The sequence below is a fragment of the Fluctibacter corallii genome, assembly GCF_025751585.1.
Lineage (GTDB): Bacteria > Pseudomonadota > Gammaproteobacteria > Enterobacterales > Alteromonadaceae > Fluctibacter_A > Fluctibacter_A corallii.
On sequence record NZ_JAOWKX010000001.1, the window covers coordinates 720,233 to 742,960 of the forward strand.

A 22,728-nucleotide genomic window follows, 5' to 3' on the forward strand; every position below is an offset into this window, starting at 1 on the left:
ATAAAAAAAGACCGAAATCAGCATACTCCATGGCGTTGGTTATTTACGTCCTGAATAACCTGTCGTTCCATCTCTGTCTTCCTGACAGTCATATCATCCCGATATGGTGTCACTGATATCCCTTGGAAAAAAATACTGCTCACGCAGTCCATTGCATATCAGTCACGTTCGCCCTTATCCTGTCGCATACTGTTTCGGCTCACATACAAACATGGTCGCTAAACATAGTCACATTGTTACATGTGCGATTATGTAGTGAGGCGACGCAGAAACATCTCTCACTAAAAATAAATAAAATTCGAAATAAAAAGCACAAAATTATTTTTATGCTTTAAAAACAAAATCTTACGCCAAACAAAAGTATGAAATTTAAACGTAATGTGAAACCACTTTTTGAAATGAGACGCCCTAACTAAACGGAGCTTTAATCTGGTGAGGTTGCCAATACCTCAGATCTTTCACTATTGGCTGACATAAAACGAACCAACGCAGGATGCTGGGTGTAATCGTAAAGATTTCGAAAACGCATCCAATCTACCAATGCGTACAGAGAAATCGCAGGATAATTCCACTCATCAAAGTCACCGTTATCGATTTGCTCACATATTTGTGCAAACGAGGTCGCAAACCGCTCTCGCTGAATATTGAAATACATAGCATCTTGCGAGGTATCAATGTTAGACAGCGATAGAATGAACATATTTACCCCCGCATCGTTAAGCGAATCTAATACGGTTAATTGATTTTCTTGATACCAATTCAAGATGGGATAATTCAACTTTTCGGTGAGGTAACGAAAAATCACCCGCGAGTCTAAAATCATGTCTCCGTCGTCCTCAAGCATGGGAATCTTTAAAGTTGGATTCTTTTGCTTTAATAACTCACGGTCTGCATCTTCAAAAATCTTCATGTTAACGAATTCGTGTTCAACGTTATGTAACCACATTCTGAGACGGCGTACGTAAGGAGAAGTGGTTGATCCGTAGAGTGTAAACATGGTTAGCCTCCTGCACTCAAATTGAAAAATCTAACACCTTCCTCTCAGTTAATAAGAAAGGAATGTGTGTCAGCATAGCAAAATGCATGCGTGCTGTGAGTGATTTGTAAGGATAATTTATGGCGCAATTAAATCTGTGCGTGATTGAGGATAAGACTGTGCAGGTGCAGGAATAGCGTATTGTAAACGCAATGCATGCAAAACCCCTTCGGTTTCTAAGGCGTTAAGTGTTTGAGTCAGCGCAGGTACTAAATGCGCGAAGCGCTCGTTGACATAGTGAAAATCAGGGTACACTGCAAGGGTTCGTCTCACCCAGTGTTTACCATAGCCAGCTAGATCGTCTGGGATCAGCGGTTCAGACATGACTGCCGCTTGCACTTTTTGCTCTTTCAATAGATTTAAAGCCTGCTGAAAATGCGTAACTTCAAGCACATTCGCAGATAACGCTGTATGGGCTCGAAATACAGTAAACCCTTCAAAGCCACGTGCGACGGCTAGATCCGCTAACTCACTGACATGGCATTCGCCACACAAGCGTGTATCTGCCAGTATCACCAATTTGAAATCAAATAAAACAAAAGGTACTTTCACCAGCCCTTCATATTTATCTGCAACGTGGGCAATACGAGCGCGCAAGCCATCTAGCCGCCCTTTATCTGCCTCAATAAAACTGCGTGCCAGCGGTACATGCCGATACACAACTTCATAGCCAATGCGCTGATAAGCTCGCTCTAGTACCGCTTGAACAAAGCGTGCCTCTGGTGAATCTCCCGGCCCTTCTAGCTCAATAACGCGCGCATGAGACAGAAAAGGTACAAAACATATCAACAATAAAACGACGATGCGCCTTAACTGCGACGCTAAAATCATGCCTATCCATTCAAGTTCACTACCTTGGCGTCTATTGTACCAGCGTCGATATGTTGTTCGATGTCTTTCTTAGACATTTTTCGCATGTCTTTTTTCGCTTTTAACGCCAATAGACATGGGGTTAATACCAATGTCAGAAGGGTTGCAAACGCAAGCCCACCCGCAACGGCCGTTGCTAACTGTGACCACCACTGCGTAGACGGACCGCCAAATTCAATATTGCGTTTAATAAAATCGATATTCACCTCTGCCACCATGGGCATTAACCCCAATATCGTGGTTACCGTGGTCATCAGTACAGGCCGCAAGCGCTGAGCGCCTGTGCGCAGAATTGCTTCAAAAGGTGGGCAACCTTCTTTACGCAAAATATTGTAGGTGTCAATAAGCACAATATTGTTGTTTACAACGATTCCCGCCAACGCAATCACACCGATACCCGACATAACAATACCAAAGGGTTTTTGGAATAGAATTAATCCAAGAAACACGCCCACCGTTGAAAACAAGACTGCGCTTAAAATTAAGAACGCTTGATAAAAACTATTAAATTGAGTGACTAGAATGATTGCCATTACAAACAAGGCCACCATAAAGGCATTCATAAGAAACACCTCTGACTCTTCCTGCTGTTCATTTTGCCCTTTGATCGCCACATTAACACGCGGATCTAACCCCAGTTCAGGAAACATAGTTTGTAGCTCAGGGAGTACTTTGCTCAGTTGCTCTCCTGGAATCATATTCGCATCAACACGAAGTACGCGCTCACTGTCTATATGACGAATCAAATCTGTTTTAGGTTTCGCTTCTCGTTCAACAAAATTAGACACGGGCACTAAGCCATACTGAGTTTTAACGCGAAGTCTGTCTAACTGATCGATATAACGTTCATCCTCTGGGTAACGCACGCGAATATCCAGCTCATCATCAACATCGTCTGGTCGATACTCACCAATCTTCAATCCCGTCGTTATAAACTGAACGGTGTTTCCTAGCAGTGTGGCGTCAGCACCGAAGCGCGCAGCATCATCGCGATTAACCTTAAGTTGCCATTCAATTCCTGGTTTGGGTGCCGTATCACTAATCGCCATAAATGCGCCGTGAGACTCTAAGGCACCACGAATTTTCAGTGCAGCCTCGTCTAATAATTCAGGAAAACGCGAAGACAGCTGAATTTGCAAATCCTTTCCTGATTGAGGTCCATCTTGATCAGGGCTAATTTCGATGTCTAATCCCGGCATATGCGCCAAGCGTTCTTCGACTTCCGCTAATACTTCATCAGAATGACGGCGGTACTGCCAATCGACCAAATTCAATCGCAGATAGCCAATTTGATCTTGTCCTCCGGTGCGCGCATAGAGGGTCTCGACTTCATCCATATCCATTACTCTAGCCTCGACCTGCTGCATCAATGCATCTTTTTCATAAATGGATAAATCGCCCGTTGTATGAACATTGATATTGACACCGGGACTGTCGACATGAGGGAAAAACTCCACACCCAATCCGGAATTTGCGTAGGCGGTAATGGTGAGAAACGCGATAATCAATGCGCTTGCCAGCACCTTCCATGGATGTTGTATAGCGACAGCCAGCATACGCACATACTTTCCAGTAAAACCTTTGAGCGTGGTGATATCGCCTTCCTCTGACTGCAGCATTTGTTGTCGATCTTCTTCAGACACCCATCTGGCTTTGCCAAACACCGTTCCCAGCGTCGGCACAAAAATTAATGCCATTAATAGCGACGCTGATAGCACGGCAATCAGGGTGAAAGGCAGGTATTTCATAAACTCGCCCATCATACCTGGCCAGAACATTAAGGGGGCGAATGCCGCAAGCGTCGTTGCAGTTGAAGCTATAATGGGCCATGCCATGCGCTGCGCAGCTTTCGCGTAAGCTTCGCGTCTGGCCATGCCTTCACTCATACAGCGATCAGCAAATTCGGTGACAACAATCGCGCCGTCCACGAGCATGCCCACCGCCATAATTAAAGAAAATAGTACCACCATATTCAGGGTATACCCGAACATAGAAATGATTAGAATGCCCGTTAAAAAAGATCCGGGAATGGCAATTCCCACTAACGCCGCAGTGCGAACACCTAAAATCGCCACAATGACAATTGCCACCAGCAATACCGCACTCGACACATTGTTTTGCAGATCAGACAACATCATATTGACGTCTTTGGTTTGATCGCCCGTAAAGGTTACCGACATAGTCGCAGGCCAGATAGGTGAAGACTGCGCGTCTAGAACCAGTGCTTTTACCTCGTCGACAGTTGCAATAATATTTTCACCCGGCCGCTTTTTTACTTCTAATGAAACGGAAGGCTGCCCATCGAGGCGAGCAAAACTGCTCGGGTCTTTGTAGGCCCGTCGCACCGTTGCCACATCACCAAAGGTGATGACCTTATCACCATCAACTTTAACGGGCTGCTCCATCACATCTTTCACACTCTCGAACACAGATGGCACTTTTACGGCAAAACTGCCTTTGCCCGTATCCATCGTTCCCGCTGGTACTAAACGGTTATTTCTTGAGAGCAGATTAAAAATATCGTTTTGATCAAGCCCGTATGACTCCATCAGTAGCGGATCGACAATAATTTCAACGATATCTTCTCTATCGCCACCAATTTCAACTTCAAGAATGGATTTAAGGCCTTCAATTTGCTTTTTCAGCTCACGAGCGGCTGTCACTAATGCACGTTCACTTACCGCACCAGACAGCACCACCGTAATTGCAGCCTGCTCGCCCGCCATAGTCACTTCATGGATGGTTGGTTCTTCAGTTTCTGACGGAAGCTCGGCACGAGCGACGGTGACCTTATCTCTCACATCAGCAAGCGCACGATTCGAGTCAAAACCGGCAATGAATTCTAATGTGACACTAGCGAACCCCTCACCTGCTGTAGCAGTCATCTCTTTAATGCCTTCAATGGCCCTTAACTCGCGCTCCATAGGCTTGACCAGCATTCTCTCTGCATCCTCAGGAGAGATTCCATCATGCACAATAGAGACATAAATGAATGGAATCGGTACATCTGGATTCGATTCTTTGGGTATATTGATGTAAGTCACTGTGCCAGAAATAATGAGCAATAAGAAAACCATTAACACAGTACGGGTGCGCATTAACGCGGCGTAGATCATGCTAGACATTTACTATATCTCGCTGTCAACAACAATGGCGTTAACGGTGTCGCCATCGTTCACATAGCCATGGCCAAACGTGATAATTTGTGCACGTTCACCCAGACCGCTCAGCCATACGCCTTCGGCATCACTTCTAACAATGTCGATGGGTACAAACTTCACTTTGCTCTCTTCAACGATTTTCACGCCAAGATTGCCATGTTTATCTAGCGCCATAGAGGCTGGTGTAATTTTTATTGCCCATGTTTTTTCAAGGGGAATACTCACACTCGTGCTCATTCCAGCACGCCACTTTCTCTCTGGGTTGGGTACCGCGATTTCAATTGGAAAGGTATTGGTGCCCTCATTCGAAACACTAGAAATATAGCGAATTCGCCCTTCCATGCGCTGACCAGACAATAGCTCGCCCGATGCCTCTTGATTTAATTGTAGTTGACTAACGTCATTCTCGGTAACGTTTGCGGTAATCACTAATGGGTCAAGGTCCACGAAAGTCACCATTAAATCCCCTTCGCGAAGTGAGTCTCCAACTTCAACATGCCGCATATTTAGCACGCCATCAAAGGGAGCTCGGACGCGGGTGTTGTTTAAATCGATGTCTAGTTGTTCTATGGCTGCAACAGCAGAATCTAACGCAGCTTGGGCCTGCGCTTTTGCTACTTTTGACTGATACCCTTTTTCTATCAAAGACATCGCCGCTTTAAGTTCAATCTCTCGCTGATTTTTTAACGATTTTGCTGCATCTAGTTGGCGCTGCAGGTCCTTTTCTTCAATCACTAGCAAAATCTCACCGGCTTTGACGAACTGTCCTTCCTTTACAAGCACGTCAATGACTTTGCCTGTCACTTCGGCTTTGAGTGATGCTGTGCGGTCGGGCTCAGTTCGTCCATACAAACTGATTTCACGACTCACTTCATCAGCGCTTAGGATGCGCGTACGTACCTCTGCCAGCGTCTGCTGTTTAGCTTTGCTTTGTGTTTGCTCGGCTGCTTTTTGTTGCCCTACACCAGAAAATAGCCATAGGCACAACAGCAAAAATATTAAGAGAGCAATCCACGCAGGTTGCCTGCGCATACGAGTAATAAGACGTGTCATGAATATCGTTCCAGAAAAAGTAGAGGTAACGTTATCTACTTTAGCGCGAAGCGTGGGGTTTAGACACTGAGAATATGTAACAGAATGTCGAGAAATGCGGTGAAATGACACATTTAGACATATTAACTAGGAGAATGACGGCACAAGGAGTAAATATGATAGCTACTCAATGGTTGAATAGCTATCAATTTGATTTGGCGTATTAGATACTGAAAGAAGAACCACACCCGCAGGTCGTTGACGCGTTCGGGTTATTCACTAAAAATCGAGAGCCCTCCAAACCTTCAATGTAATCAACTTCGCCACCTACAAGGTATTGCAGGCTCATTGGGTCGATGACCAAAGTGACTTCGTTTTTTTCAATAGTGGTATCACCGTCATTCACTTTTTCATCGAATGTAAAACCATACTGGAAACCAGAGCAACCACCGCCGGTGACATAAACTCTAAGCTTCAAATCCGGGTTCTCTTCTTCGCTAATGAGCGCCTTCACTTTTAACGCTGCTGCGTCAGAGAACTCAATAGGTAAAGCCGTTTCTACCGACATAAAAGACCTCTTCGTTGAGATTCCTAAACTAATAAGCCTAATTATCTAATACCCGACCATTCTTATCAACTATTGTTCGGTAATAAACCCTATCAAAACAATTTAAGCAGATTTAGGCCCATTAAGAAACGACTGTAGGCTACGTTCGCTGTCATTAGGTTTCTCTTCTCAAAAGACCCCACTCTTAACCTAGAGCAGACCACGTTGATTAATTTTATGTTTGATGTCTAACTCACTTAACGTTTCGCCAGCTTTTTGAATTACATTCAGTGTCGCTTTACGCTTTTCTTCTTCCACGGCCCGTTTTTGTGCTTCTTCTAACATACGTTCTTTTTGAAGTTGAAGCGCCTGAAGTTTAACTTGCTTTTGCTCAGGCGTGAGTGAGTCGTCGTTTTCAACTTCTTTCATTTTGTCATCAAGTTCCTCCAGCTTTTTACGGTCGATACCTAAACGTGCATCAATTAAAAGCTGATTAATATTGTCGATGAGGGAGGAAGAATGCGTCTGATTTTCAGCGGTTTCGTTTTCAGATTTATCCGTTTGTTTTTGGTAAGCCGGATTGTCCACGTAGGTGACAGGTGCGTGAGGAGATACTGTCACTCCGCTCGTCCAGTGGCTTTGCAACTCTGATTCAAACGCCTTATACACGTTTTGCATCTGGCGATTGTAGTCAGTCATGCCCTCCATGTTGACCCTAAACTCCCAATTGCTCCATGCATTCTCCATTAGCGCCTGAATACCTGCCTGACTCCATTGTCGCTCTGGTGGCAAAGGCGGCTTAGTGGGCAGACCGTCAATATTGACACCATATATTTGAAAGTGCATCGACAATTCCATTGTCGCTTTATCAAACATACTCAGACCTTCAGTGGCCTTTTCCCATGCATCTTTTACATATTGTGGTGAATTAACAGGAGGGAAATGTATCGTTCGCGCTATACCCACTTCAACAATGCCATCATTGTTTGGATCAACTAACCCCGTACCGTCAGGTTGACTGAGTAGATTTTGCGCACCCTCTGCTGACAAACCTGACACGTTAATTTTATCAACCAAACCATGGGCTTTCTGAACAAGCGCAAGCTCTTCTGGTGACAGATTTTCTAAAAACTGTTTCGCGGATCCAGTGCGCGTTTGGGCGCGTGACAGCAAATCACCAAATTCAGAGGCGTTCTCTTGATTAAAGTTTCTGTTATACAGTTTTTGAACAGAAAGCGCACTTAAACCACTGATCATAATCGTTTCCTTGTCGGCTTAAATAGTCAAACTGCGACGGATAAAAAATCGGCATTACATTGCCAGTAGAGGCAAGCTTTCTCCAATTTGACGCGTGCTAAATAAGGAACTGTGTTGCAGTTCTTACTACTTTTTACTCACTGCGTTGTGAATAAATATTATTAATACAAAAAGTACGCCAACACTTAGCGCATGGTGTAGCAAGAATGTAGGTATACGTGAGGTGCGCAAGGGTTCTCGCCAGAAGAACCCTATAGCGTAGTATCATCTATTGAAATAGGACGCCAATCGAAGGTCTTTTCAAGCTGGCCTTGTTTCTTCTTGTATTGATAGACGTCTGCTTTTATGCTGACTTTTTCTGGCACAAAACCTTCTGGCAATCGCAGTTGGCCTTCAATGACCTGAAAATATTTAAAGCTAAACGCTAGGGCCTTTGCTTCGGAGGCCAATAATGCAGTTTGGTTGTAACGTTTCGGTTGCCCATCCTGACTCCCACTAATTGAGAACGTTACCGACCCTTTAACCGCGCGCTTTATTTTGCTTTGTTGTAGTAACACCAAATCAAACCGATAGAAACCATCACTTACGCTCGGTTCTACATCGAAGGCATCGATCACAAACCCTTGTTCGCGCAATTCAGGCGCCATAACTTTTTGATAAAACGTGAGTTGTTCTTTTAGTGCCGCTTCTCGTTCTAATCCCTCGGAAATAGTTCGCTGAGCCTTTTCCGCTGCTAATTTCTGTACTTCTAATTCAACGCCGACAATATTAAGATTTTTAGTTAGGCTATCATTTTCTTGTTTCAGATTAGTCACACTTTGTTGAAGCGTTGCACTTTGCGCTTGCTGCGCTGCTTGCATAGAAAACCCAAATTGATAGCCCACATATCCTGCCGCCACAATTAACAGCAAAACAATGCTATAAAATTTAAATGCTCCGTGATGTGCCTTGAGTGCTTCCGGAGACCAATTTGAAAATAAACTCACCGCGCTTACGGCTCCCGATTGATTAAATTAACGACGACTTTGAAAGATGAAATATCGCTCAGTTACAAGCACTTGTGCTACTATACCGATCATTCTTTCGAATTGCTGCACTGAATCATGTTAAAGGCTCTGAGGTACGAACTTGCCCACCCTCGCACATCTTACCAATTATGCTTGCTTGGCATCGTTGGCGGCTTATGTGCTGGGCTGCTAATTATCTTATTCAGGCTATGCGTAGAATGGATTCAACTTTGGGTTTTAGAGTCCCCTTATGGCTTTGATTCTTTACCCGCTTTAGAGCGCCTATTGCTCCCCATCATTGCCGCCTTACTGATTATCGCATTCGCTTTTTTGACTGGCTTCAAACATTACCGAATGGGCATTCCTTTTGTGATCCATCGCGTTAAACGCAATTATGGTCATATTCCATTTAGAACAACATTAAACCAGTTCTTTGGTGGAATGATAGCGTTATCTGGCGGCTTTGTCGTGGGTCGTGAAGGCCCATCTGTGCATTTGGGCGCAGCTGGCAGTAGTTTTTTAGGGCAATGGTTAAAGCTGCCCTATAACAGCATTCGAATACTCGCGGGATGTGGCATCGCGGCGGGCATTTCAGCCTCGTTCAATACACCGTTCGCGGCTGTCATATTTGTAATGGAAGTCGTACTCAGAGAATACCGTATTCACGTTTTTATTCCAGTTATGCTCAGCGCCGCAATCGGAAGTGTGTTAACGCGAGCGGTCTTTGGAGAAGTCACTGAACTGGCTTTTCTACGCTTTGAAAACTTTAGTCAATGGTATTATCCCTACCTTATTGTGTTAGGTGTAATTCTCGGCGCATTTGCACATCTGTTTAATCAACAATTGATGAATATTATCCGCTTCTTTAGGCCCTTAAAAATGCGCTGGCGCTTACTCATTGCAGGCATTATGACAGGCATAATAGGGTGGGCCCTGCCCGAAGCCATGGGCGCGCATTTAGGATCTGTACACGCCATTATTTCGAGTGACAGCATGCCATTATTATTGTCAGTGCTCATTGCTAAGCTGGTACTCGCGCTATTAGCCATTGGCTTGGGTATTCCTGGCGGCGTTATGGGACCCGTCTTTGTGTTAGGCATGCTCACAGGTGCAATTTTGGCCCTGCCGCTGAGTATGCTTATTGATGATGGCAATGGCTACAGCAATAGCTTTGCATTATTAGGCATTGCAGGCTTGCTGACGTCTGTGTTGCACGCACCACTCGCGGCGCTATCTGCCGTCATGGAATTATCGGGTAGCCCGCAGGTTATCTTACCCGCGATGCTAGTAATTGTTCCTGCTTATGTAACCTCCACTCAGTTTTTAGGCAACCGTTCTATTTTTATTCGCCAGTTGGACTATCAAAAGCTAGCCTATCGTTCAACGTCGATTCAAGAAGCGCTCCAAAAAACTGGCGTACTCGCGGCAATGAATACTGATTTCAAACTGTTTTATGATGCTCCACAACAAGCACTGAAGCAATTTCTCGAAACATCACCGACACAACCGGTTGTACAGTGTAGTCATTTTGAAATTGGCATCGAATACGCACTCATTCAGTACAATGTTAGCTTGGACCATGATGGCGCTGTGCTGAATCAATTTGATATGGAAGGAGTGCCTGCCCAAAGCACACTTGCCGAAGTGTATGACATTCTTCAAGCAAGCAGAGATGGCGCAGTATACGTATACGAAGACACGCCTGACTCTATCGTGGGTGTGATCACCTGGAACAATTTAAGAAGTTATTTACACAAAGAACAATATTAGAGAGCAGTGATGACAATACTCTGGATAAAAACCCTACACATCTTTTTCATGGTTGCTTGGATGGCTGGAATCTTCTATTTGCCGAGGTTGTTTGTCTATCACGCACAAACCGATAATCAAGCGGTGAAAGATCAGTTTAAAGTTATGGAAAGGCGTTTATGGATGTTTGTTACGCCCTTTGCAGTTCTTACCTTGATCTTTGGTCTCGTTCTTATTCATATGTACGGAATTGACTGGTTCAAGCAATCTCACTGGCTCCACGCCAAATTGGTGTTAGTGGCGGTAATATATGCCTACCACTTTTACCTACTGAAAATTTTACGGGCATTTGCACGTGATGAAGCGCCTAGATCGGTCAGATTTTATAAGCTTTTGAACGAATCTCCTGTATTCCTATTACTCGGAATTGTCGCGCTCGCAGTGACCAAATCTTTTTAACGGTCTTTTTTTTTACCTCAAAATGCTAAAAGTGGGTTGCTTTATCATCATTTATCACCCACTATTAGTGTATTGATTGCGTTTCAATCATGAGGATTTTTAGACATGGATGTAGAACACAAAACGCTCGATATGCTTTTGAAGAAAACGGATATGGCCTTCAAAGAGCTGCTCAAAAACCCCGATTCGCCAGAGCTTAATCAGGCGTATGAAAGCGCTAAAAACGAGCTTAATAGCCACTTGCAAGAAATGCGCACATCAATGAAGGGAAAATACAAAGACTACTGATCTTTATTTATTTCTCTCCGTAACTCATATTTAAAGCACATTGCTAGCAGACACCCTTAATCTCTGTTTAACAAAGTGCTATCATTCCGCTTAATTTACCAGCAGGAATTTGTGATACTCGGTAATAACCTGCAGAATTGATCCGTCAACCTGCGCACTTGTTTCCGCTCGGACTAACTAACCACAGAGATTTACGATTCATGTCAGACAAACTTCAGGCACACTATTCTGAAATTTTAGGTATTCTTGGAGAAGATGTTTCTCGCGACGGCCTTGTCGATACCCCTAAGCGTGCAGCCAAAGCAATGCAGTTTTTAACAGACGGTTATGAGAAATCACTTGATGATGTTGTTAATGGCGCAATATTCGAAGCCGATACGGACGAAATGGTAATTATTCAAGACATCGAATTTTACTCTTTGTGTGAACACCATATATTGCCATTTATTGGCCGTTGCCATATCGCTTACATTCCAAGCAAGAAAGTATTAGGTCTATCAAAATTCGCACGTATCGTAGATATGTACGCACGTCGCCTGCAAATTCAAGAAGGGCTTACCAAGCAAATTGCCGATGCCGTTCAGAGTGTTACTGGTGCCCAAGGCGTTGGCGTTGTTATGGAAGGTAAGCACATGTGTATGATGATGCGTGGTGTGCAAAAGCAAAACTCATCAATGGTGACGTCAGTCATGCTCGGCACCTTCCGCGAATCTCAAGCGACTCGCACAGAATTTTTGCGCTTGATTGGCAAATAAAAAAGAGCACCGTTTGACGATGCGCTCAGCGCATCGTCTCTATAATCAAAATAGCGAAGATGCTTTAAACATCAAAATCCAAATCTTTGAGCTTTCTGGTCAGCGTGTTTCTCCCCCAACCTAACCGTTTGGCTGCTTCTTGTTTATGTCCGTGTGTATGGTGTAGCGCGCGTTCAAGCATGATTTTTTCAAACTCATTCATCGCATCATTAAGTATATTGTTTCTGCCTGTGCTTAACTGTTTGTCCGTCCATGATGCTAAAAGCGCTCGCCAATCCAAACCGTTTGATTCAGTATGCTGTGCTATGGGTTCCTGATTAATTTCAGGTGGTAAGTCGCTCACCAAAATTTCTTGCCCGCTAGCCATAACCGTCAGCCACCGGCATACATTTTCAAGTTGACGTACATTCCCAGGCCACGCCAACGACGACATCACTTTTTTCGCATCAACACTCAATACTTTTGCTTCAACCCCGAGCTCTTTGGCAGCCTGTTGCAAAAAGTGCCCCGCTAAGAGCGGGATATCTTCTCGTCTTTCGCTTAACTTAGGTATATGAATGCGGATTACGTTCAAACGGTGAAACAAGTCTTCTCGAAATTTTCCATCAGCTACACGTTTTTCTAAGTTCTGATGAGTAGCAGCAATAATTCTGACATCTACGGATACAGGACTATGTCCTCCCACACGGTAAAACTGTCCATCTGCCAACACTCGCAATAAACGTGTTTGAACATCTAATGGCATATCGCCAATTTCATCTAAAAATAACGTTCCACCATCAGCTTGCTCAAATCGCCCTTGCCGCGACGTTTGTGCACCAGTAAATGCTCCCTTTTCATGTCCAAATAATTCAGATTCCACCAAATCTGCAGGAATCGCAGCCATATTCAACGCAATAAACGGTTTAGCAGCCCTCGGGCTATGACGATGAAGTGCCTGCGCAACAAGCTCTTTACCAGTGCCTGATTGCCCGTTAATTAAGACACTGATACTTGAACGAGATAAGCGGCCTATTGCCCTGAACACTTCTTGCATTGCGGGCGCTTCGCCAATGATCTCTGTCGCTGCGATCACATCTGGCGCGCTTAGCTGTCGAGAGTTCTCGCGTGCATGTGCCAAAGCCCGCTGCACTAAACTCAGTGCTTCGTCTATATCAAACGGTTTCGGCAAATATTCAAAGGCGCCGCTTTGGTAGGCGTTCACCGCACTGTCTAGGTCAGAGTGTGCGGTCATGATGATAACCGGAATCTGTGGGAAATCTCTATGCACTTCTGCAAGCAACGCCATGCCATCCATCTGAGGCATCCGAATGTCGGAGATGATCACTTCAGGCGCCTGCCCCATTTGCAGCTGAAGTAACAGATCTTGCGGATTACTAAAACTAACACATCCGATATTCGAAGCTTGCAAAGCTTTTTGTAACACCCAACGGATAGAACTATCATCGTCAACAATCCAAACGGGTTCGTTGCTCATTAACCAGGCTCCTTTTTATCAATAGGAAGATAAAGACTGAATTCCGTATGGCCGGGCCAGCTATCTACCTCTATTTTTCCACGATGGTGATTGATTAACGTTTGAGCAATTGACAAACCTAGCCCTGTTCCATCCCGTTTACTGGTTGTCATGGGATAGAACAATGTATCTTTTAAATTATCGGGAATGCCTGGGCCATCATCAATGACTTTAACTTCACACACCAAGGGATATCGCTTTCCGTGAATCGTCATTTGCCTCTCAACCCTTGTCACTAAAGAAATACATCCTCCTTCAGTGGTATCTTTCAAGGCCTGCATGCTATTTCTGACTATATTCAGCAAAGCTTGCTGGATCATATTCTCATCCATCCATATCTCGGGGATACTCGGGTCATAATCGATGTGCAACGTGATTTTTTCACTGTCATCCAATACGATAAGCTTGCGAATTTTTTCCAGCGTACGATGAATATTATGCCATGCAAAATCTGGCGGTGAGTTAGGACCAAGCAAGCGGTCAACCAAATTTCGTAATCGGTCAGACTGCTCGATAATAAGGCTGGTGTATTCAGATACTTCAGACGACGCCATCGTGCGCTCTAACAACTGTGCCGCACCACGAATACCACCCAGCGGATTTTTGATCTCATGGGCTAATCCGCGAATGAGCTCTCGCGCAGCTTGTTGCTGTGCCCACTGGGAAGTTTCCTGTGAAATGCGTTTTTGCTGATCGATCTTCTTCATTTCAAGCAGCAACAATCGCTCTTCCGACTGCTCCAGCGCGGTCACCGTAACATCTACTAGCATAAAACGTCCGTCATTAAAGGCAAACTGCGCTTCATTGTCAGAATAGCCTTCTGCATTAACAAACGTATCGCGAAGACGTTGGTAGTCTAAACATTCACGTGAAAATAATTGTGGTAGACACAATTCCAATAATTGATTTCGGCTAATTTGCATCATCACTTGCGCAGCTAAATTAGCGAATCGGATAGACAAGTCCTTATCAACCATCAAAATGGCCGTAGACAGGTTATCAAAGATGGTGTCTAAGTCTGTTTCAATATGCATAGGTAACGTTATATCACATGCACCATAATGGTGCATCAGCTTAATTTAGTGCAACGTTTGCTGCATTCCTGTGCTGTTACCTACCCGACACTACTGAGCTGGCGTAATTAACTTCGATGCCTGATGCAAATAGATAACAACAGGAGGACTAGATGCAAGTATCTTGCCTGAACTGTGTTTAAATTTAACCTGTAGCTGGTGCTCTCCACGTTCAATGCCTTGCAAAGAAAATCTAGGATTGGGCTGAGTTTGAATCAATTCACCATCAATAAATAACTGAAAGCGTCCTGCCACTAACGGCGTCAGTTCAGCCACAACATGAAAGGCACCATTATTGTCTCGAATCGTGGCTTCGTTTGCAGGTTGTAGAATCGAAAGTGAATAATTCGGTCGTTTTCGTTCTTGCTTTTTGGTTGAACTTGTCGTCGATAATGTAGGTGAGTTGGACGGTGTATTCAGGCTTGAAACCGTATTCGTCGACGTTGAAGACATAGTCATTTCCTCTGCACCAGCTTGGAATTTGTCTGTGTACACAACAGTTCCGTCTTCATTCACGACTTTATAAATTTTACTGCTAGCACAAAAAGATATCACCAATAACATGCATAAAACGATTGTTCGCATTTTCATGCTCTCCCAAATTTGTGTTTTCTCAGTGTAACCGTTTGCGCCATAAAAAAAAGCCCGCACAACGGCGGGCTTTGACATATCAAAGGGTGTGGTTAAACACTGTAGTACATATCGAACTCAACTGGGTGGGTTGTCATTCTCAATGTGGTCACTTCTTCTTCTTTAAGCGCAATGTATGCCTCGATCATGTCATCAGTCATGACATTGCCAGCCGTTAGGAAGTCGCGATCATTTCGTAGCGCTTCCAACGCTTGCTCTAGTGAGCTTGCTACAGTTGGAATTTCTGCGGCTTCTTCTGGTGGCAAATCGTATAAATCTTTGTCCATTGCATCACCAGGGTGAATCTTGTTCTTAATACCGTCGATACCTGCCATCAACATTGCTGTGAATGCCAAGTACGGGTTAGCTGTTGGGTCAGGGAAACGTACTTCAATACGACGTGCTCTATCGCTTGTTACGTAAGGAATACGAATAGATGCAGAGCGGTTTCTTGCAGAGTAAGCAAGCATAACCGGCGCTTCAAACCCTGGTACTAAACGTTTGTACGAGTTTGTTGAAGCATTTGTGAAAGCATTGATTGCACGGGCATGTTTAATGATACCGCCAATATAATAAAGTGCTTCCTCTGACAAGCCAGAGTACTTATCGCCTGCAAAGATGTTCACACCATCTTTACTGATAGACTGGTGACAGTGCATACCTGAACCATTGTCTCCAACAAGTGGCTTAGGCATAAATGTCGCCGTTTGACCGTATGCATGCGCAACGTTGTGAACTACATACTTGTAAATTTGAAGTTCGTCTGCTTTTTTCACAAGGGTGTTAAAACGACACGCGATTTCGTTTTGTCCCGCTGTAGCAACTTCATGGTGGTGAGCTTCAACTACCAAGCCCATTTCTTCCATCACTAAGCACATTGCTGCACGTGTATCGTGAGCTGAATCAACAGGAGGAACTGGGAAATAACCGCCTTTCACACCAGGGCGGTGACCTAAGTTACCGTCTTCGAAATCTGCACCTGAGTTCCATTTCGCTTCAGACGAATCAATTTGGAAAAACGAGCCAGCCATATCTGTATGGAATTTTACATCGTCAAATAGGAAAAATTCTGGTTCTGGACCAAATAATACGGTATCGCCAATGCCTGTTGATTTTAGGTATTCTTCTGCACGCTTTGCCACAGAACGAGGATCGCGCTCATAACCTTGCAATGTAGTCGGCTCAACAATGTCACAACGAATGTTGATTTGCGTTTCTTCTGCAAACGGGTCAAGTACCGCAGAGTCTGCGTCAGGCATTAGGATCATGTCTGATTCGTTAATTCCCTTCCATCCAGCGATAGAAGAACCATCAAACATTTTACCTTCTTCAAAGAAGTCTTCGTCGATTTGGTGTACTGGAATTGAAACGTGCTGCTCTTTTCCCTTTGTATCGGTGAAGCGTAAATCGACAAACTTCGCTTCGCTTTCTTTGATAAGCCCTAACGCCTTTTCTACTGACATTGTGTCCTCCGGATTACATTCCAAAATTAATTAATGCTGCGCTCAAACAGCGATGCGATAAAGAAAGCGAAAAGCGTGCCATAAGCTATATTTCTTGGCAGCCCTTTAAAATGGCATGTATTATTCTCGGGCAATGGAATACTCAACACTTTATGCACCATATCGGTGCACAAAATAGCCAAAATGGTGCATTGCACCAAAACGCATCGCGATCGCTCTGAAATACTATAGTCAAGAAACTAGGCGTTGATGCTTACTTTTATGTGGTCATGCAAATTTGTTAGTGGCTTACAAAATATTAGCGCTTAACATCGACGGTACGTATTATTTTCGTGCATGGTATGGTAGGTTTTTAAATGTTTGCTTCTGTAGATAAGTCTCACTTTACAAGGAGCTTGACCTTTGTTTTCTTCAACAAGAGCAAACTGTTTTCGTAAGTATATTGAGTTGCCGCATAGAGTTGCCGCATAGACGTACCCCATGTTTGAATTGTTAGAACCATGCGCCATTAATCACACTGAAAACGCATTTATTACAAAAATAACTGCGAACACCCTTTCGGAACAGGCACTTTTTCTTGTCGATTGCACCCTCAACCCTGAAGGATACCGGTTCAATATATTTTCTGAGGAGGGTATTTGCTGCCCTGAATCCGTAAGTGTGTCGGTTGCAAAGCGCCAAGCCGAATTTTTATCGGGCAGATATGCAGCGAAGTACGCCTTGAAACTGTTAGATATGAACACACCGACCACGGTCCCCATAGGCGACCATCGAGCCCCAGTTTGGCCAACCGGTATTTGCGGCGCTATCACACACAACTCTAAACGAGCAATCTGTGTTGTCGCCAAACGCTCCCACATTTCTCACGTTGGCATTGATATCGAAGGCATATTGCCACTCAACACAGCTATTGAGATTGGAAGCCAAATTCACACGGATGAAGAGCGAGCTAAACTGGTCGAATGCTCGATAGACAGAGCGCTGGCAACCACTCTTCTTTTTTCAGCTAAAGAAAGCCTATTCAAGGCTATTTATCCGCAAGTAAAATGCTATTTTGGTTTTGAGTGTGCGCAGTTAATACATGTCGATTTGCCAGCAAAGTGCTTGACGTTCGGCTTGGAAAGGGCATTTACGCGCCAATACAATGTTGATAGGCATTACCAAGTATATTTTGAATACGATGACAACCTTGTTAAAACGATGGCTGTGAAGTAATACCACCAAATGAAAAGGCAAAAGGGGCTCAAACAGCCATTCGACATGCTTGAGCCTTAGGATGTGTGACAGCAAGCGTTAGACTGCTACCTTATTATTCCGAAGTCAGCACCAAATGAACGGTGGTTTCCTCTCCTACACTTACTCCATTTTGCGCAGTTTCTAAACGCTTATCACTAATGGCAATATTACCGTCCATAGAGAGCCTTGCAACTACATTAACCGTATCAAAAGAAGACAACTTCTGAGTTGGCATTGGCGCATCGTTATCGGTCAGCGTTACCGTCATTGGAAATTCAGATATAGCCACTTTCTTAGCAGCAACAGGCATTGGCATATTGTCCGATTTAGCAAAAACAAATACGTACTGGTAGCCTTCAAGTTGCGCTAACAATTTCTCTGATATATCAATTTCAATGGTTAACAGTGCAGACGCGTCCGTTTGTTCAGGAGTCAACGTGGCCAATTCATTTTTTGCCCAACTATGCCTCGGATCATCCGGGGATAACATTTGTAACAGTATGTTCAAACTTTCTTTTGCAACAGACGTATTTTCCAATCTGATATTTGCCGCGGAAAACATTATCATTGCCGTAATATTCATAGGGTCCACAGATAAGAGATCTTTGGTTAAATTCAACGCTTTTTGCCAGCTATCCCTGTCTTCACCGAATAGTAAGGCCTGACTATATCCTATGGTTATTTCTTTATTTTCCGATGCCAATGCGTGCGCTTTTGCATAGGCTGCCTCAGAACCCGGCTGATCACGCAACACCAACAATACTCTACCCAGCAGCATCCACCCAGTTGCATCTTCCGGCGTATTCACAAGTCGAGTACGAATTCCGAGGGCAAGATCAACCATATTGGTCGTAGACATTGTTGGATCTTGCTTAAGAAAAGCACGTTCAGCTAACCCACTTCGATCAACGACAGAGGTTTCCCAGCGTTGCATGTGTGAATGCGCACCTAGCGCCGCATACATCGCAATCCCAGTAACTAACATTATCGCAACCGCAAATAACTTGGCGTTCGCACTACCTGATGTTACTAACGACTTACCCTTGCCTTCTGCCTTTGACAAGTCTTCCGTGAGCCGCTTTTTAAGTTCTATCACCGCTTCATCATAAGCCGCTTTATTCAACTTTCCAGCCACATAATCTTTTTCGAGCTCATTCTCAGCTACTTTGTACCAATCAAGACTATGTTCGTTGACCGATTGCTCCTTGTTAAAACGAATTACCGGAACAAAGATAAATAGCGAAGCAATCAATACAAACAAGAGTGCCCCAATGTAAAAACCAACCATTACTTCGTATCTCCTCGCCTTTCAAGTTCTTCAATCCGGCGTTTCAGTTCTAATTCTTGCTGCTCGTTCCACTGTTCATTACGTTTGTTTTGTCTTCCGTGTGTGGTAAATCGTGTACTCTGCCGACGAATACGATACAAAAAGTAAATAATAAACAGTGCAGGCGCTAGCCATAAAATAACGGTAGACATCTTAACGGGTGGCTTATAGTGAGCAAATTCGCCATAACGTCCCACCATGAAATCAATTACTTCCTGTTTACTCGCCCCATCTGCCACCATCTTTCGTGTTTTATTTCGCATGTCTTTAGCTACCAACGCATTGGAATCAGCGATATTCTGATTTTGACACCTAGGACAGCGGAGTTCGGCTACTAACTCACGATATACACGTTCGTGTTCAGCGGTTTTAAAGCTTTCAAGATCTTCTGTTGCCATCACCGATTCAGACAACAGAACAAAAATAGCGACGATTAAAGTACGGATATTCACCATAATATGTCTCTAAAGTTGATTCCAAATAGGCGCGATTTTTTCATTCCAAACCCGCTCATTGACTTCTCCCAAGTGATGCAAGAGGATTTTTCCATCTGCATCGATAACGTAAGTCTCGGGTGCTCCAGTAACAGCAAGGTCTAATAAAAGATCTCTATCTAAATCTAATATATTGATGTGATATGGATTGCCAAATTGGCTCAGCATATTCACTACATCTTCTCTTATTTTCGGTACATCAGCATAAATCCCAAACTCAGGGTCGTGCTCTTGATCATAATAGAGCCCTACAATTTTGACGCCTTGCTCGTTTTTAAGTTGAGTCAAATATGGCAACTCGTAACGACACGTCACACACCACACACCCCACACATTCAACAAAAAAGGTTCACCTAGTAACGAGTCGCGAGAATAGCTCACGCCATCAGTATACAAGTCAGGTAGCTGGAATTCAGGTAATGGACGCCCTTCAAGCTCAGACGGCCTTTCAAACGGGTCAGCGAACAATGCAAAATAAAAGACAACAACGATACAAGCAAAAAATATAACGGGCAAAAATCGTATGATGAGTGATTTTTCTTGCTTATTTGGCGTGTGTAGCTGAGTCATTAGGCGGCCCTCTCTTGCAACTTACCCGTTTTGCGTCTGTAACGCTTATCGGCAATCGCAATGATTAAACCGATGGCAATGAGTATGCCTCCCGCCCATAACCAGCGTACGTAATGCTTTACATAAAGCCTAACACCCCAACTCCCATCATCAAACTGCGTGCCCAATGACACATACAAATCTCGGGTAAAGCCAACATCAACTCCGGCTTCTGTCATCACCGTTTTTTGAACCGTATAAAATCGCTTCTCACTCAGAATTGAGCCTACAGGCTGATTGCCTTTCAATACCTCAATACGCGCGCCGTGTCCCTCATAGTTAGAATCGTAAGTCGCCTCAATATCTTTCAGGTGAAAGGTATAGCCTGATAATTCAACCTTATCTCCAATATGCATTTTTACTGCACGCTCATCGGTGAATTGGGTCGCCATACCGCCTCCGGCTAAGGTCACCGCAAAACCGATATGCCCAATAATCATCCCCCAATGCGCTTTAGGTATTTTCGCCCAGCCCAGTTTCTGGGCGGTCTTGAACAGTTCTCTCAATGAAATGAGGGTAATCCAACAGCCAAGGCTAGCACTGACAATCGCGGTGAAATTCCATTGACCGAACTGCCCTAACACCCATGCAAGACCTAAAATTAGGCTTACGACGAACACATAGATATTGGATTTAAACAGCCTGTTCAGGTTGTCTTGCTTCCAGCGCATCATAGGTGCCACGCCTAAAACAAAAGAAAATGGTATTAATAACCAACTAAACACTTGATCAAAAAACGGTTGACCAACCGAGATAGCTCCCAAGCCCGCTTGTTTGTGTAGCATGGGGAATAGCGTTCCAATCAAGACAACTATTGTAGCCGCAATGAACAACATATTGTTCATTAACAACGTCGTTTCTCTGGATATTGCAGCATATTGCGTACGATCTTTTTGCACATGCGTAATGCGCATAGCATAAAGGGTTAAACTGCCGCCAATAACGAAAGCAAGTAATCCTAAAATGAAAATGCCACGTTCAGGGTCATTTGCAAAAGCATGGACAGATACAATCACACCTGAACGAACTAAGAATGTCCCTAATAAACTAAAAGAGAATGCTGCAATCGCTAAAAATAATGTCCAGCTAACAAAAACACCACGCTTTTCTGTCGCAATAAGTGAGTGAAAAAGTGCCACTGCAACAAGCCAAGGCATAAACGCCGCATTTTCAGATGGATCCCAGAACCACCAGCCGCCCCAACCGAGCTCACTGTATGCCCACCATGAGCCGAGTGTGATTCCCATAGTAAGGCAACTAATACCGAGTAACGTCCAAGGTCTAGACCATTTCGCCCAACTGGTATCTAATCGCCCCAAAATCAAGGCTGCGATAGCGAATGAGAAAGGTACCGACATGCCCACATACCCCAAGTAAAGCATGGGTGGATGAAAAATCATGCCAGGATCTTGTAGGAGTGGGTTAAGGTCTCGCCCGTCTACAGGAAAATAAGGCAACGTACGTTCAAATGGATTAGACGCAATAATAACGTAAGCGTAAAACCCAACACTTATCCACCCTAACACCACCAAAACTAGGGTGCGCGTGTCTTTAGGGAGCTGCTTTGAAAATACGGCAAAGCCGATATTCCAACATGATTGCATTAGCAACCAGAGCAAAATCGACCCTTCATGGCTACCCCAACTGGCTGCAATTTTATATTCAAAAGGCAAAAGCGATGTGGAGTTTTGGGCAACGTTAATGACAGAGAAATCATCTGTTGCAAAGGCGTATACTAAGCAACCAAAAGATATTGCTGTCATGATGAACTGACCCACCACAAGATTCGGGGCCAACTCCATAATGGGATGATTGTTTTTCCTGACGCCCCAGAATGGAACAATGGACAGTGCCAGGGCAAAACCAAATGCGAATGTTAGAGCCAAATTTCCTAATTCGGGTATGTAATGATGAATCTCCACATATGCCTCTGTAAGTAATCAAAAATAACAATAATCCCTACGATAGCAGCCGCAATAGCGCCCAAACTCAAACAGGGACAAATGCGTTTGGATTTTACACATTTAATTGGAAACTTCTAATAAATTTTGCGAGAAATCGCTGTTGCAGAAAACCATTGGAATCGCGCTTAAAATAAGGCTTTCATTATAGATTATAAGATCAATAGTTAGTGCATCATTAAACACCGATTGAGTGAGCTAACACACTCCGAAACGGTGAACATCAGAACTACTGCGACGACCTCCTATTAGCGCGGC

Annotated in this window: 20 protein-coding genes; 5 read left to right on the top strand and 15 right to left on the bottom strand. The window is 44.0% G+C overall.

Features of this window, described 5'->3' with window-relative positions; all coding sequences use genetic code 11:
* Positions 1–424 precede the first annotated feature (424 nt).
* The 7 genes from OE749_RS03280 to OE749_RS03310 form a co-directional block, all read right to left on the bottom strand.
* Complete coding sequence (locus tag OE749_RS03280) at positions 425–997, bottom strand: glutathione S-transferase family protein (RefSeq protein WP_263710920.1); 573 nt, start codon at positions 995–997, stop codon at positions 425–427.
* A 117-nt stretch (positions 998–1,114) separates the two neighbouring features.
* Positions 1,115–1,867 (bottom strand): hypothetical protein, encoded by a 753-nt coding sequence (locus OE749_RS03285; protein ID WP_263710921.1) that lies wholly within the window; start codon positions 1,865–1,867, stop codon positions 1,115–1,117.
* 2 nt (positions 1,868–1,869) lie between these two features.
* Positions 1,870–5,031, bottom strand: a complete 3,162-nt coding sequence (locus OE749_RS03290) for an efflux RND transporter permease subunit (RefSeq protein WP_263710922.1) — start codon at positions 5,029–5,031, stop codon at positions 1,870–1,872.
* A 3-nt stretch (positions 5,032–5,034) separates the two neighbouring features.
* Positions 5,035–6,120, bottom strand: a complete 1,086-nt coding sequence (locus tag OE749_RS03295) for an efflux RND transporter periplasmic adaptor subunit (RefSeq protein WP_263710923.1) — start codon at positions 6,118–6,120, stop codon at positions 5,035–5,037.
* 202 nt (positions 6,121–6,322) lie between these two features.
* Positions 6,323–6,667, bottom strand: coding sequence for an iron-sulfur cluster insertion protein ErpA (gene erpA / locus OE749_RS03300; protein WP_263710924.1), 345 nt, complete (start codon positions 6,665–6,667; stop codon positions 6,323–6,325).
* A gap of 189 nt (positions 6,668–6,856) precedes the next feature.
* Positions 6,857–7,903, bottom strand: coding sequence for a hypothetical protein (locus OE749_RS03305; protein WP_263710925.1), 1,047 nt, complete (start codon positions 7,901–7,903; stop codon positions 6,857–6,859).
* Positions 7,904–8,154: 251 nt separating this feature from the next.
* Positions 8,155–8,889 carry a DUF6776 family protein gene (locus tag OE749_RS03310; RefSeq protein WP_263710926.1) on the bottom strand — a complete coding sequence of 245 codons (735 nt, stop codon included), beginning with the start codon at positions 8,887–8,889 and terminating at the stop codon, positions 8,155–8,157.
* Between the two features lie 114 nt (positions 8,890–9,003).
* On the opposite strand from OE749_RS03310, the gene OE749_RS03315 reads away from it, so the two are divergent.
* The 4 genes from OE749_RS03315 to folE all read left to right on the top strand — a co-directional run bounded on the left by OE749_RS03315 (position 9,004) and on the right by folE (position 12,161).
* Complete coding sequence (locus OE749_RS03315) at positions 9,004–10,680, top strand: chloride channel protein (RefSeq protein ID WP_263710976.1); 1,677 nt, start codon at positions 9,004–9,006, stop codon at positions 10,678–10,680.
* A 9-nt stretch (positions 10,681–10,689) separates the two neighbouring features.
* Positions 10,690–11,118, top strand: coding sequence for a CopD family protein (locus OE749_RS03320; protein WP_263710927.1), 429 nt, complete (start codon positions 10,690–10,692; stop codon positions 11,116–11,118).
* A 105-nt stretch (positions 11,119–11,223) separates the two neighbouring features.
* A complete protein-coding gene (locus tag OE749_RS03325; protein ID WP_263710928.1) occupies positions 11,224–11,406 on the top strand; it encodes a hypothetical protein in 183 nt (60 codons plus the stop codon).
* Positions 11,407–11,606: 200 nt separating this feature from the next.
* On the top strand, positions 11,607–12,161 hold the full coding sequence (folE, locus tag OE749_RS03330; RefSeq protein ID WP_263710929.1) for a GTP cyclohydrolase I FolE: 555 nt from the start codon (positions 11,607–11,609) through the stop codon (positions 12,159–12,161).
* A 64-nt stretch (positions 12,162–12,225) separates the two neighbouring features.
* On the opposite strand, the gene glnG is transcribed toward folE, so the two are convergent.
* The 4 genes from glnG to glnA all read right to left on the bottom strand — a co-directional run bounded on the left by glnG (position 12,226) and on the right by glnA (position 16,843).
* Positions 12,226–13,638 (bottom strand): nitrogen regulation protein NR(I), encoded by a 1,413-nt coding sequence (gene glnG, locus OE749_RS03335; RefSeq protein WP_263710930.1) that lies wholly within the window; start codon positions 13,636–13,638, stop codon positions 12,226–12,228.
* Complete coding sequence (glnL, locus tag OE749_RS03340; RefSeq protein WP_263710931.1) at positions 13,638–14,711, bottom strand: nitrogen regulation protein NR(II); 1,074 nt, start codon at positions 14,709–14,711, stop codon at positions 13,638–13,640. The genes glnG and glnL overlap by 1 nt, the downstream gene beginning before the upstream one ends.
* A gap of 90 nt (positions 14,712–14,801) precedes the next feature.
* Positions 14,802–15,335 (bottom strand): DUF4124 domain-containing protein, encoded by a 534-nt coding sequence (locus tag OE749_RS03345; protein ID WP_263710932.1) that lies wholly within the window; start codon positions 15,333–15,335, stop codon positions 14,802–14,804.
* A 98-nt stretch (positions 15,336–15,433) separates the two neighbouring features.
* Positions 15,434–16,843, bottom strand: a complete 1,410-nt coding sequence (glnA, locus tag OE749_RS03350; protein ID WP_263710933.1) for a glutamate--ammonia ligase — start codon at positions 16,841–16,843, stop codon at positions 15,434–15,436.
* A gap of 480 nt (positions 16,844–17,323) precedes the next feature.
* On the opposite strand from glnA, the gene OE749_RS03355 reads away from it, so the two are divergent.
* A complete protein-coding gene (locus OE749_RS03355; protein WP_263710934.1) occupies positions 17,324–18,058 on the top strand; it encodes a 4'-phosphopantetheinyl transferase family protein in 735 nt (244 codons plus the stop codon).
* Between the two features lie 94 nt (positions 18,059–18,152).
* On the opposite strand, the gene ccmI is transcribed toward OE749_RS03355, so the two are convergent.
* Genes ccmI through OE749_RS03375 form a run of 4 tightly spaced genes read right to left on the bottom strand, consistent with a single transcriptional unit; the run spans position 18,153 to position 22,431 of the window.
* Complete coding sequence (gene ccmI, locus OE749_RS03360; protein WP_263710935.1) at positions 18,153–19,367, bottom strand: c-type cytochrome biogenesis protein CcmI; 1,215 nt, start codon at positions 19,365–19,367, stop codon at positions 18,153–18,155.
* Positions 19,367–19,861 (bottom strand): cytochrome c-type biogenesis protein, encoded by a 495-nt coding sequence (locus OE749_RS03365; protein ID WP_263710936.1) that lies wholly within the window; start codon positions 19,859–19,861, stop codon positions 19,367–19,369. The genes ccmI and OE749_RS03365 overlap by 1 nt, the downstream gene beginning before the upstream one ends.
* 9 nt (positions 19,862–19,870) lie before the next feature.
* Positions 19,871–20,470 (bottom strand): redoxin family protein, encoded by a 600-nt coding sequence (locus OE749_RS03370; protein WP_263710937.1) that lies wholly within the window; start codon positions 20,468–20,470, stop codon positions 19,871–19,873.
* On the bottom strand, positions 20,470–22,431 hold the full coding sequence (locus tag OE749_RS03375; protein ID WP_263710938.1) for a heme lyase CcmF/NrfE family subunit: 1,962 nt from the start codon (positions 22,429–22,431) through the stop codon (positions 20,470–20,472). The genes OE749_RS03370 and OE749_RS03375 overlap by 1 nt, the downstream gene beginning before the upstream one ends.
* Positions 22,432–22,728 lie beyond the last annotated feature (297 nt).